Source organism: Sulfitobacter sp. 15WGC (assembly GCF_005068605.1).
GTDB classification, from domain to species: domain Bacteria; phylum Pseudomonadota; class Alphaproteobacteria; order Rhodobacterales; family Rhodobacteraceae; genus Sulfitobacter; species Sulfitobacter faviae.
Map to the genome: position 1 here is coordinate 44402 of NZ_SZNL01000011.1, position 12199 is coordinate 56600.

A 12199-nucleotide genomic window follows, 5' to 3' on the forward strand; every position below is an offset into this window, starting at 1 on the left:
GTTTCGCTTTTCTACATCGGTTTTATTTGCTATATGTCTATACATAAAGAAGTAGAGGGCCGTCAAATGATTTTCGCTACACATGCAAAACTGCCGCAGGGATGGGCGCGTGACGTTCGGATCACGGTGGCTGATGGGCGGGTGACACAGGTGGAGACCGGGCAGGCACCGCAGGCCGATGACGCCCGTGTCGACACCCTGCTGCCCGCGCTGGCCAATCTGCACAGCCACAGCTTCCAACGCGCCATGGCCGGGATGACCGAGACGCGCTTGGCCGGGAAGGACAGTTTCTGGACATGGCGCGATTTGATGTATCGCTTCACCGCCCATCTGACGCCCGCGCATATCGAAGCCATCGCGGCCTTCGTCTTCCTAGAGATGCAAGAGGCCGGTTTCGCCAGCGTGGGAGAGTTTCACTACCTCCACCACCAGCCCGACGGCACGCCCTATGACGATCTGGGGGAGCTATCGGCCCGGATCGCGGCGGCGGCGGCACAGACGGGGATCGGGCTGACCCATCTGCCGGTGCTTTATACCTATGGCGGGGCGGGGCAGCAGCCCTTGCAGGCGGGGCAGGCGCGGTTTGGCAATGGGGTGGCGCGCTTCGGCGCGCTGGTTGAGCAGGCGCAGCGGGCGGTGCGGGACCTGCCCCCCGATTGCCGCGTCGGCATCGCGCCCCATTCGCTGCGCGCCACCGCCCCGGCGGAATTGGCAGAGGTGCTGGCCGCCCATCCCGATGTGCCGGTCCATATCCACATCGCCGAACAGCCCAAAGAGGTCGCGGATATCTCCGCTTGGCTTGGCGCGCGCCCGGTCGAGTGGTTGCTGGCCAATGCCGAGGTCGCCGAGAACTGGTGCCTGATCCACGCTACCCATATGACGGAAGGTGAGACCGCTGCCATGGCCCGCAGCGGCGCGGTGGCAGGGCTTTGCCCGGTGACGGAGGCCAATTTAGGCGATGGGCCGTTCAACGGGCCGGGCTACCTTGCCGCCGGGGGGCGGTTTGGCATCGGATCGGATTCCAATGTGTTGATTTCGCTGACCGAGGAATTGCGCACGCTGGAATATTCCCAACGTCTGCGGGATTTGGCACGCAACGTGATGGTGGCGGGCGAAGGTTCGGTCGGGGCGGCGCTTTACACGGGCGCGGCGCGTGGCGGGGCGCAGGCGCTTGGCCGGGGCCGGGGCGAGATTGCCGTGGGCGAATGGGCCGATCTTGTGGCGATCGACAGCCAAGACCCGGCGCTCTGCGCGCTGCGGCCCGACCAATTGCTCGACGGTCTGGCCTTTGCCGCCAAGGACCGGGTGGTAACCGATCTGTGGTCAGCGGGCCGCCATGCAGTGACGGGCGGGCGGCACCGGCAGCGGGATCGGATCGTGGCGGGTTACCGTCGCGCCATGGCAGCGGTGATGGCGCTTTTGTGAAACCTTCTCTTTTCGGGAACTTTGGCGCGGCCTGCCGGGTTGGCCCGGTAACGAGGACCGCGCGAAGTGCTGCGCGGCACAGCCCGAAGACAGCGAAAGGGAGCGGATCATGAGTCCACCAGACACGAACCTCAAAAAGCAGGAAAGCCGTCATAAATGGCCCCTGATCGGCATGGCGCTTGTGGTGATCTTTGGCGTCGGGATCATCGTCTATTGGACGGGCGAGGAAGTCGCCACCGCGCCCGAGGCGGAAGAAGAAGTGATCGTCGACGAGGAAAACGCCATTGAAGGCGACGATGCAGCATCGGTGCCGATCGCCCCTGATTGATCCAAACGGACAGCAGTCAGACGCGAAACCCGGAAGCCTCGGCTTTCGGGTTTTGTTGTTTGACCTTGGCCGCGCGTGCGGGCCATCTTGCACCGGTATCAAGGGCAGCAGGGCAGGCACATGTGGTATTTGGTAGGGGACATCGGCGGCACCAATCTGCGCCTCGCGGCGGTGGACCCGGCGGGGGCGGTGGTAGAACGCCGCACCCATCCCACCGACGGGCTGACCACTTTGCCCGACGCCTGCGCGACGCTTTGTGCCGAGATGGGCCGCCCGCCCGAAGGGGTCGCCATGGCGGTGGCCGGGGTGGTTGTCGACGGGCAGGTGCGCATGACCAATGCGGCGCGCAGCATCTCGCGGGATGATCTGGCGCGGGCCTGCGGTTTGGGCCCCGCCAAAGTGCTGTTGCTCAATGATTTCGAGGCGGCGGCTTGGTCCTTGGCCACGCTGGATGCGGAGAAAGTGACCTATCTTCAGGGCGGGCCCGATCCGCAACCAGGGGCGCGGGTGATCATCGGCCCGGGGACGGGCCTTGGCGTCGGGTCTCTGGTCTGGCAGGGCGCGCGGCCCACGGCGGTGCCGGGCGAAGGCGGGCATCTGCGGCTCACCCCCCATAGCGCCGAGGAAGTGGCCTATTTCGAAGCCCTGATCGCGCTTTGGCCCGAGGTGCAGATGGGTGAAGCGCTAGCGGTCGAGGCCGAGGCGATCCTGTCGGGCACCGGCATGCCCTATTGGTATCGCGCCATCGCCTCCGCGCGGGGCGAGGCGGCGCATTTGGAGGGGGCGGCGGCGATTTTCGCGGCGGCCAAGGCCGGGGGGGGACGCGAGCGCCTGTCGCGCGGTTGCTTTGATGGTGCAGTATCTTGGCGGGGTCGCCGGGGATCTGGGCTTGGTCATGGGCGCGCGCGGCGGGGTCTTCATCACGGGGGGCGTGGCGCAGCAGAACCAGTGGATGCTGGATGACAGCTTCCTCGCCGCCTTCAACGCAGGGGGGCGGCACAGCAAATGGCGCGCGGCGATGCCCTTGGGCCTGTGCAGCGACCCCGACTTTGGCCTGCTGGGCGCGCGCAACTGCCTGTTTGTCCAACACGAACGCCCCCTGCCGGATTGACAGCAGGCACCGGGCCGCCATGATCGCCGCAGCAGTCGGAGTGCCCTATGTCCAACCTCAATGACCCGAAACGCCAGTTCTTGGCCGAATTGTTCGACACCGCCGTCGCCGCCGCCGATCCGCATTTGATCCTGAAAGACCAGCTGCCGCCGCCGCCCAAAGGGCGCACGGTGGTGATCGGTGCGGGCAAAGGGGCGGCGCAATTGGCGCAGGTGTTCGAGGCCATCTGGCCGCATCCCTATGACGGTGTTGTGGTCACCCGCTACGGCTATGGCGCGCCTTGTCAGCGGATCAAGGTGCTGGAGGCCGCCCACCCGGTGCCCGATCAGGCCGGGATCGAGGCTGCCCGCGCCTTGCAGGAAGCGGTGCAAGGTCTGGCGCCGGAGGATCAGGTGATCGCGCTGATCTGCGGCGGCGGCTCATCGCTTTTGCCCGCCCCGCCAGAGGGGCTGACGCTAAAGGATTTGCAGGCGTTGAACGCGGCGCTCTTGGCCTCGGGCGCGCCGATCTCTGTCATGAACGACATCCGCAAGCAGTTCAGCACGGTCAACGGCGGACGTCTGGCGGAACTGGCCCATCCCGCGCGGATGGTGAGCCTTGTCGTCTCGGATGTGCCGGGGGATGATCCGGGGGCCGTGGCCTCTGGCCCCACAGTGCCGGGGCGGCGTACTGCGAGGGGGGTGTTGGAAGAGGTGGCCGCGCGGGGGTTGGAACTGCCGGAGCGCTGTATGGCTTTTCTGCAAGAGGCCGCCGCGCAACCGTTGCAGGACGCGCCAAGCACTACGCAGACCCATGTCATTGCCTCTGCCGGTCTGTCGCTTGCCGCCGCGGCCAAGGCCGCGCAGGCGCGGGGGGTGAACGCGTGGATACTGTCGGACGCGATTGAGGGCGAGGCGCGGGAGGTGGCGTTGGTCCATGCGGCCCTCGCGCGGCAGGCGCAGGAAAGCGGTTTTCCCCATCCCGCCCCGCTGGTGCTCCTTTCAGGTGGTGAGACGACGGTCACCCTGCGCCACAAGGGCCGCGGCGGGCGGAATAGTGAGTTTGCGCTGTCCCTCGCGCTGGCGCTCGAAGGGCAGGATGGGATCACGGCCTTGGCCGCCGATACTGATGGTATCGACGGGTCAGAGGATAACGCGGGCGCCTTTGTCGAGGCGGGCACGGCGGCTGCGATGCGCGCGGCGGGGGTGGACCCGCGCGCGCTTTGCAGCGCAACGATGCTTTTGGGGCCTTCGAGGCGATTGATGCGCTGTTTCACACTGGCCCCACCGGGACCAATGTAAATGATTTTCGCGCCCTTCTGATCGGCGATCTGCCGTAGCGTCCGCCCGCCTCGGGGCCGATTTAGGACCGGTCGAAGACGATCACATTGCGCCGCGCGGCGCCGGTCTTGGTGTCGGCAATCGCCTCGTTGATCTGATCCAGCTGCCAGCGGCCAGAGATCAGGCTGTCGAGTTGCAGGCGGCCCTGAAGATAGAGGTCGACCATCCACGGAATGTCGCGCTGGATCACCACATCGCCCATTTTGGAGCCGACCATGCCTTGCCCTAGGGCGGCGAGGACCACTGGTTCATAGCTGGCCTCGGCCCCGCTGTGGGGCATGCCGACCATGATCACCCGGCCCCCGGCGGCAAGGTAGCGCGGCGCGGTCTCATAGGCGGGGATCGCGCCCACGGTGACGATCACGGCATCCGCCCCGCGCCCCATGGCCTTGAAGGCCGCGCGCCACGGCTTCGCCTCGGTGGCGAGCACAGTGTCGGTCGCGCCGAATTCGCGGGCGATGGCGAGTTTTTCTTCGGTCATGTCGACCGCCACGATCCGCCGCGCGCCCGCGATGCGCGCCCCTTGGATCGCGTTGAGGCCGACCCCGCCCGCGCCGATCACCACCACGTCTTGTCCCGCTCGCAGGCCCGCCGCATTGACCACGGCGCCGACGCCGGTGATCACGCCGCAGGCGATCAGGCAGGCGGCGTCTTTGGGGATGTCATGCGAGATTTTCACGACCTGCGACCGATCGACGACGACCTTCTCGGCGAAACCGCCGGTGTTCATGGCCTGAACGAGCGGTGCGCCCTCCGCCGTTTGCAGCGGCCCTTCGGGCGCTTGCGGGGTTTCGCAGATCGTCGGCTGGCCCGAGGCGCAGTTGGGGCAGCTGCCACAGGCGCGGATCAGGGTGACCACCACGCTGTCGCCTTCGGCCAGACCCTGCACATTCGGCCCCACCGCGCTGACCCGACCTGCGGCCTCATGCCCATAGACGGCGGGCAGGGTGCCACCCCAGCCGCCTTCGGCAAACAGAATGTCGGAATGGCAGATCGCCACGGCATCCAAGGTCACTTCAACCTCACCCGATTGCGGTGCCTTGATGCGGATGTCTTCGACGCTTAGCGGTGTGTCAAAGGCATGGCAGACGGCGGCTTTGATGGTTTGCAATGGCCTGTCCCTTTCTTTCAATTTTCGCCAGCCTGACGCGGATGGGCCGGTGGCGCAAGACGGGGAATGGGCCTACTGCGGGGAAGTTTCACCTTGTGACGTGGGGGTAGGGCGGCTGGCAAAGATCGCCAAGCCGCCAAGGGTCAGCAAAAGCGCCAGTAGGAAGGGCGCGCCGGGCAGGTAAAGCGCAGCTTCCGGTGCGGTGAAATAGGCAAAGACCGCCGTCATCGTCAGCGGTGAGAGGATCATCGCCAGCGCGGTGGAGGAACTGAGCGCGCCATGCAGCTCCCCTTGGGCATCGGCGCTGACGCGGGCCGACATGATGCCTTGAAGCGCGGGCGGGATCACCCCGGCCAGCGCGGCGAGCGGGGTCATGATCAGCGCCCAAGTGCCCGAGGTCAGCACGGTCAGCGCGGCAAAGGCGGCAAGGGCAAAGATGTGGCCCAAGATCACCGTGGCGCGCGCGCCCAAGCGGCGGATCACGGGGCCGATCAAGACGCCTTGGACAAGCGCCATCAACACGCCGAAAAGGCCCAGTGACAGGCCGATCATCGTCGGCGACCAGCCAAAACGCTCGACCCCGAAATAGGCCCAGACCGCGGGATAGGCGGCAAAGCCCACATGGTAGATGAAATAGACCGCGAGCAGCCTGCCAACCTCGGGCAGTCGGCCAAGGGCGCGCAACGCGCCCAGCGGATTGGCCCGCCGCCAGTCGAAAGCGCGGCGTTGCGTCGGGGGCAGGGTTTCGCGCAGCACGGCCCAGCCGAGCGCCGCATTGCCCGCCGCCAGCAGCGCCGCCGCCCAAAAGGGCGCGCGGGTGCCATATTCGCCCAAGACGCCGCCCATCAGCGGCCCCAGAACAAAGCCCGCGCCAAAGGCTGCACCGATCAGCCCGAAACGCGCCGCGCGGTCCTGCGCCGGAGAGATATCGGCCATATAGGCCGAGGCCGTGGCATGGGTGGCCGCCGTGATGCCCCCCACGAGCCGCCCGATCAGCAGCAGCCAAATGCTGCCCGCGAGTGCCATCACGCCATAGTCCACCGTCATCACGATCAGCGCCAGCAGCAGGATCGGGCGGCGGCCAAAACGGTCGGAGAGCCCCCCCAGCACCGGGCCGAAGAGAAATTGCATCGCAGCAAAGCCCGTGGCCAGCACGCCGCCCCAAAGGGCCGCATCGCTCAGCCCACCGCCGCGAACTTCGCGGATCAGGTCGGGCATGACGGGCAGGATCAGACCGACGCCCATGGCATCGATCATCACCGTCACAAGGATAAAGATCAGTGGCAGCGGCATTCGGTCAGATTTGGTCCGCGCAGGGGGCGAAGGCAAGAGTGAACGTCGCGATAGGGCGCGAATGCGGCAGGCGTTGCGGGCGCATGGCCCGCTTGCCGCCAGAGACACCTGCCGCCACGATCAGCCCTGCGCCTTCGGGATATGTCCGACACTGGCGAGGAAATCGTTCAGCGTTTCGGCGTATTCCTGCGGCTGCTCGACACAGGGCAGATGGCCCGCGCGGCGGATCAATTTGAATTTCGAGGCAGGGATCAGGTCCATCAACTCGCGCACCAAATCCGGCGGGGTTGAGCCGTCTTCCGACCCTGCGATGCCAAGCGCGGGCAGGCGCAGGCCGGAGGTCGGCGTCATGAAATCACTGTGCGAAATCGCCGCCGAACAGCCCGCATAGCCCGCGTCGGGCTGCCGCGTCAGCATGTTGCGCCAGAGCGCCAGTTCCGGCGTGGCGCGGAACCCGGTCGAGAACCAACGCTCCATCACCGCATCGGCAAGGCTTTCGATGCCGCCCTTTTCGACCTCCGCGATCCGCGCATCCCAGATGTCGCGGTTGCCGATCTTGGTGGCGGTGTTGCTCAGCACCAGCGCGCGGATCATGTCGAGCCGTTTGACCGCAAGGCCCTGCGCGATCATCCCGCCGATCGAGAGGCCGACGAAGACGCAATCGCGCACCTGAAGGTGGTCGAGCAGGCGTTCGGTGTCGGTGATAAGCGAGCCCATGGAATAGGGCGCGGGCGGGCAGGACGACAGGCCGTGGCCGCGTTTGTCGAAGCGGATGATGCGCAGACCGGGCGCGAGCAGCGGCAGGATCGGGTCCCACAGGCGCATGTCGGTGCCGAGCGAGTTGGCGAAGACCACGGGCGCGCCGTCCTCGGGGCCGTCGACACGGTAGTGCAGCTGCACCTCGCCGGTGTCGAAAATCTGCATGGGGGTCTCCTTTGGGCGGCGTTGAGGGTGCAGCATATCGTGCGGGTGGCGGAGGTCAAAGCGTCTCGGCTTCAGAAATGCCCCGCCCGGCCGTAGGCCGGGCAGCGCCGACCCGCCCCCCTGGGGCGGCGCTTTCAGCACCACCCCGCGGGCCGGCGCTGCCCTAATCGCTACCCCAGCGTCTGCAGCGCGTGGGCGAACATATCCGCATCAACGTTCCCGCCGGAGATGGTGACGATCACATCGTCCCCTTCAATCTCTCCGCCCCGGAACAGCGCCGCGGCAAGCGCCACGGCACCGCCCGGCTCAGCCACAACCTTCAACCGGTTGAACGCATGCCCCATCGCCTGCAACGCCTCATCGTCGCTCACCACCAGCCCCGGCCCCACCAACCGCTGCATGATCGGAAAGGTCAGCTCCCCCGGCGCAGGCGTCACGATGGCGTCGCAGATCGAGCCGAGCGCCTTCGCATTCCGCTCGATCTGGCCGGAAACCAGTGACCGGGCCGCATCGTCGAAACCCTCGGGCTCCGCCGGGCGCACGCGGAACCCCGGCGCCTCGGCCTCCAGCGCCAGCGCGATGCCGGAGGTCAGTCCACCGCCGCCGCAGCAGACGATCACCTGGGCCTCTTCGATCCCGGCCTCGGCGGCCTGCTGTGCGATTTCCAGCCCCGTGGTGCCTTGCCCGGCGATCACCTGCGGCTCGTCATAGGGTTTGATCAGCGTGAGCCCGCGTTCCTCGGCCAAACCGGCGCCGATCTCCTCGCGGCTCTCATTCGCGCGGTCATAGAGCACCACCTCGGCGCCATAGGCGCGGGTGTTGGCGATTTTCAGCCGCGGGCTGTCTTCGGGCATGACGATCACGGCAGGCGCGCCGTGCATCTTGGCCGTCAGCGCCACGCCTTGGGCATGGTTGCCGCTGGAATAGGCGATGACACCCTTGGCGCGCTGCGCGCTCGGCAGGGCCGACAGGGCCGACCACGCCCCGCGGAACTTGAAGCTGCCGGTATGCTGCAAACATTCGGGTTTGACCCAGACCCGGCGGCCCGCAATCTCGTCCAGAAAGGGGGAGTTCAAGAGCGGCGTGCGCCGCACATGGCCCTTGGCGCGGTCGGCGGCGGCGCGGATCATGTCGATGTTCATTTGATTTGTCCTATCCATTCGTGCAGCGCGGCAAGCGCTTGGGGTTCGTCGAGAAAGGGCACATGGCCGCGGTCCGGCACGTCGGCCACGATCATATCGGGGCGGCGGGCCTGCATTTGCATCAGCGTCTCGCGGCTGAACAGGGTGGAATTGGCTCCGCGGATCGTGACCAGCGGCAACCCTTGCAGCGCATCGAAGAACGGCCACAGGTCAACAGCCTGCTGGCCTGCGGCGGCCACGGCATCGCGCAGATGCGGATCATAGGTGATTTTCAGCCCATCGTCGGTCGCCCTGTAGTGACGTTTGACCTCCTCAAGCCAGCGGCTCTCGGGCACGCCGTGAAACTCGGGGAAGGCGCGGGCCATGGCGGCGGCGGCTTCTTCATAGGTTTTGGCGGCGGGGTTGCGGCCCAGATAGCCCATGATGAATTCAACGCCCTTGGGGTCAAGCGCGGGGCCCACGTCATTCAGCGCCACGCCCGAAAGGTGATCATGAGCGATCATCGCCAGCGCCATGGCATTCAGCCCGCCACGCGAGGTGCCGATGAGGGCGACCTGTTCCAAATCCAGATGCGCCAGCAATTCCAACACGTCGCGGCATTCCACCGAGAGCGTGTAATTCCGCCAATTCGCGTCGAAATCCGAGTGGCCCCGCCCGCGGTAGTCCATGCGGATCAGCCGGTGGTCGGCCAAATGCGGGGCGAGGTAGTCGAAATCCACGCCGGTGCGGGTGAGACCGGCAAGGCAAAGGATCGGCAAGCCACTGCCCTCATCCGTGTAATGCAGCGACAGCCCGTCGGAGGTGGTGAAACGCGGCATCAGAGCCCCGCCAATGCGGGAATGCCGCTCAGCTCGCGCAACTGATGCGCGGGTTTCCACGGCAGCCGGTCCACCGGATCGCCGCCCCGGTTCACCCATGCGGTGGTGAACCCATAGCCCGTTGCCGCCGCCGCATCCCAGCCGTTGGAGGACACGAACAGCACCTCGTCCTTGGCACAACGGAAGTGTTCTCCGACAAGGTCATAGACCGACGCATGCGGTTTGAAGACGCCGACGCTTTCGACCGAAAGCGAGACATCCAAAAGTTCACCGATTCCCGCCGATTGCACCGCCCCGTCCAGCATCGCGGGGGCGCCGTTGGACAGGATCGCAGTGTTCAGGCCCCCGTCTTTCAGCGCGCGCAGCATGGCGGGCACCTCGTCATAGGCGCGAAGCTCCCAGTAAAGCGCCAGCAGGCGTGCGCGTAAGGCGGGGTCATCGGCGAGGTTCATCTTCTCCAGCGTCCAATCCAGCCCCTCTTGGGTGACTTGCCAGAAATCGTCATGCGCCCCGGTCACCGCCCGCAGCCATGAATACTGCAACTGCTTGAGGCGCCAGTGTTCTGCCAGTTCCGGCCAAGTCTCGGCGATGGCGGCAAAAGCGGGTTCGGCTGCGGCCTCACGGGCGGCGGCGGCCACGTCGAAGAGGGTTCCATAGGCGTCGAAAACGCAGGTGGTGATGGGCATCTGACAGGCTCTCCCTTTCCGTGTCGCGGCAGAGTGGCACGCAGGCGCGGCGGCGAAAAGGGGCGAATTCCGCGATCGACCCGGACGGGGGGTTTACTCTCGGGGTCACAATCTTCATGCTGTCGCGGAATTTGGAGCACCCGCGCAGATACGCGGCCTCCTTCCCTTTTTCCCCCTACAGATTGGAGACACCCGATGGCTGAGGTCAAATCCGGCGACACAGTACAGATTCACTATACCGGCACGTTGAAAGACGGCACCACATTCGACAGCTCCGAGGGCCGTGACCCGCTGGAGTTCGTTGTGGGCTCGGGCCAGATCATCCCCGGCCTCGACAGCGCGCTGCCCGGCATGACCGAGGGCGACAAGAAGGTCGTTCAAGTGCCCAGCGAAGAGGCCTACGGCCCCGTGAATCCCGAGATGCGGCAGGCCGTGCCGCGCGAGGGCATCCCGGCGGACATCCCGCTCGATCCCGGCACGCAGCTGCAGATGCAGACGCCCGAAGGTCAGGCGCTGCCGGTGACCGTGGTTGAGGTTGACGAGACCACCGTCACGCTCGACGCCAACCACCCGCTGGCGGGCAAAGACCTGCAGTTCGACATCGAACTGGTCAAGATCGCTCCGGCGGCCTGATATCGGTGGCCGGGGGGCTTCCCCCCGGCCCGCCCCAAAGACGTCTCCGGCGTCTTTTCCCCTCGCACGCCCGCGCATTGGCGCTTATGCAGGGGCCATGGATACCCCAGATACCCCAGATACATTCGAGATTTTCCTTGTCTGCCCGCCCGGGCTTGAGGATTTGCTCTGCGCCGAAGCGCAGGAAAAAGGTTTTGCAGCAGCGCAGGCCCAGCCCGGTGGCGTGACCGTTCAGGGCGGCTGGCCCGAGGTCTGGCGCGCCAATCTGGAGCTGCGCGGCGCCGCACGGGTGCTGGCGCGGATCGGCGGTTTCATGGCCTTCCATCTGGCGCAGTTGGACAAACGCTGCCGCAAGTTTCCCTTCGGCGACGTGCTGCGGGCCGATGTGCCGGTGAAGGTACAGGTGACAACCAAGGCCTCGAAGATCTACCATGCCGGGGCGGCAGCCCAGCGGGTGGAGACGGCGCTGCGCGAGAGACATGGCATCACTGTCGATGCCGAGGCCGCGCTGGTGCTGAAGGTGCGCATTCACGACAATCAGGTGACCTTCAGCCTCGATACCTCCGGCGAGGCGCTGCACAAGCGCGGCCACAAGGAGGCCGTGGGCAAGGCGCCGATGCGCGAGAACATGGCGGCACTGATGCTGCGGTCTTGCGGCTATGTGCCGGGTGAGCCGGTGGTCGACCCGATGTGCGGCTCGGGGACGTTCCTGATCGAGGCCGCCGAGATCGCGGCGGGGTTGAAGCCCGGGCGCTCGCGGCGCTTCGCCTTCGAGGATCTGGCGAGTTTCGATGCCGGGGCGTGGGAAGAGATGCGCGCTGCCGGGGCGGAGGTCGAGCCTGCTGTGCGGTTCCACGGCTCTGACCGGGACGCGGGCGCGATCCGCATGAGCACGGCCAATGCCGACCGTGCCGGGGTGGGGGCGTGGTGTCACTTCGCTGCCACGGGGCAGGGGAGGTGCAGCCGCCCGAAGGCCCGCCGGGGCTGGTGATTGTGAACCCGCCCTACGGCGGGCGGATCGGGAACAAGAAGTTGCTTTATCCGCTCTACGGGACGCTGGGCGAGACGCTGAAGGCGCGGTTCCGTGGCTGGCGTGTCGGGCTCGTGACCTCGGAGCCGCCGCTTGCGAAGGCGACCGGGCTGCCTTGGAAGGGGCAGGGGCCGGCGATTGCGCATGGCGGGATGAAGATTTGGCTCTGGCAGACCGAGGCGTTGCGGTAGAGGCTGCCACTTGGCCCGGAATCAAGCCGCAGGCGCCGGGCCATCGCCTGCCCGCCCGGACGGGTAGGCGATTTGGTGAGGCTGGACGCGACTTGGCGAAGTCACGTCACGGCTGAACCATAAAGTGGCAAGGTCCAGCCGTTGCCAGCGCCCACCCGCGGGCAGGCGATGGCCCTCGTGCTTCGTTA

The 12199-nt window shown here is 66.6% G+C and carries 11 protein-coding genes and 2 pseudogenes; 7 read left to right on the top strand and 6 right to left on the bottom strand.

All coding sequences use genetic code 11. From position 1 onward, the window contains the following. The first annotated feature begins 66 nt into the window (after nucleotides 1–66). The 5 genes and pseudogenes from FCK22_RS11150 (at nucleotide 67) to FCK22_RS11165 (ending at nucleotide 4182) form a co-directional block, all read left to right on the top strand. Entirely contained in the window at nucleotides 67–1425 is a 1359-nt protein-coding gene (locus FCK22_RS11150) for a formimidoylglutamate deiminase (RefSeq protein ID WP_082851942.1), read from the top strand. A 109-nt stretch (nucleotides 1426–1534) separates the two neighbouring features. Beyond that, nucleotides 1535–1753, top strand: coding sequence for a hypothetical protein (locus FCK22_RS11155; RefSeq protein ID WP_067261373.1), 219 nt, complete (start codon nucleotides 1535–1537; stop codon nucleotides 1751–1753). Nucleotides 1754–1873: 120 nt separating this feature from the next. Continuing rightward, a complete protein-coding gene (locus FCK22_RS11160; RefSeq protein ID WP_282705404.1) occupies nucleotides 1874–2716 on the top strand; it encodes an ROK family protein in 843 nt (280 codons plus the stop codon). Further along, a complete protein-coding gene (locus FCK22_RS19555) occupies nucleotides 2604–2864 on the top strand; it encodes a glucokinase (protein WP_280321387.1) in 261 nt (86 codons plus the stop codon). Before FCK22_RS11160 ends, FCK22_RS19555 begins: the two co-directional genes overlap by 113 nt. Before the next feature lie 47 nt (nucleotides 2865–2911). After that, nucleotides 2912–4182: pseudogene (locus tag FCK22_RS11165) on the top strand (glycerate kinase). Between the two features lie 23 nt (nucleotides 4183–4205). Here FCK22_RS11165 and FCK22_RS11170 read toward each other — a convergent pair. The 6 genes from FCK22_RS11170 to FCK22_RS11195 all read right to left on the bottom strand — a co-directional run bounded on the left by FCK22_RS11170 (nucleotide 4206) and on the right by FCK22_RS11195 (nucleotide 10157). Further along, nucleotides 4206–5294, bottom strand: a complete 1089-nt coding sequence (locus tag FCK22_RS11170; protein ID WP_067261378.1) for a zinc-binding dehydrogenase — start codon at nucleotides 5292–5294, stop codon at nucleotides 4206–4208. A gap of 72 nt (nucleotides 5295–5366) precedes the next feature. After that, complete coding sequence (locus FCK22_RS11175) at nucleotides 5367–6587, bottom strand: TCR/Tet family MFS transporter (RefSeq protein WP_067261380.1); 1221 nt, start codon at nucleotides 6585–6587, stop codon at nucleotides 5367–5369. A 120-nt stretch (nucleotides 6588–6707) separates the two neighbouring features. Further along, nucleotides 6708–7511, bottom strand: a complete 804-nt coding sequence (gene pcaD / locus FCK22_RS11180) for a 3-oxoadipate enol-lactonase (RefSeq protein WP_067261381.1) — start codon at nucleotides 7509–7511, stop codon at nucleotides 6708–6710. Between the two features lie 170 nt (nucleotides 7512–7681). Continuing rightward, nucleotides 7682–8653 carry a threonine/serine dehydratase gene (locus FCK22_RS11185; protein ID WP_067261383.1) on the bottom strand — a complete coding sequence of 324 codons (972 nt, stop codon included), beginning with the start codon at nucleotides 8651–8653 and terminating at the stop codon, nucleotides 7682–7684. After that, complete coding sequence (locus FCK22_RS11190) at nucleotides 8650–9471, bottom strand: alpha/beta hydrolase (RefSeq protein WP_067261384.1); 822 nt, start codon at nucleotides 9469–9471, stop codon at nucleotides 8650–8652. Before FCK22_RS11190 ends, FCK22_RS11185 begins: the two co-directional genes overlap by 4 nt. Next, entirely contained in the window at nucleotides 9471–10157 is a 687-nt protein-coding gene (locus FCK22_RS11195) for a haloacid dehalogenase type II (protein WP_067261386.1), read from the bottom strand. Before FCK22_RS11195 ends, FCK22_RS11190 begins: the two co-directional genes overlap by 1 nt. 195 nt (nucleotides 10158–10352) lie before the next feature. Between FCK22_RS11195 and FCK22_RS11200 the strand changes: the two genes are divergently transcribed. Together FCK22_RS11200 and FCK22_RS11205 are read left to right on the top strand one after the other, a co-directional pair. Beyond that, nucleotides 10353–10790 carry a peptidylprolyl isomerase gene (locus FCK22_RS11200; RefSeq protein WP_067261388.1) on the top strand — a complete coding sequence of 146 codons (438 nt, stop codon included), beginning with the start codon at nucleotides 10353–10355 and terminating at the stop codon, nucleotides 10788–10790. Between the two features lie 97 nt (nucleotides 10791–10887). After that, nucleotides 10888–12011, top strand: a pseudogene (locus FCK22_RS11205) (class I SAM-dependent RNA methyltransferase). Nucleotides 12012–12199: the final 188 nt, after the last annotated feature.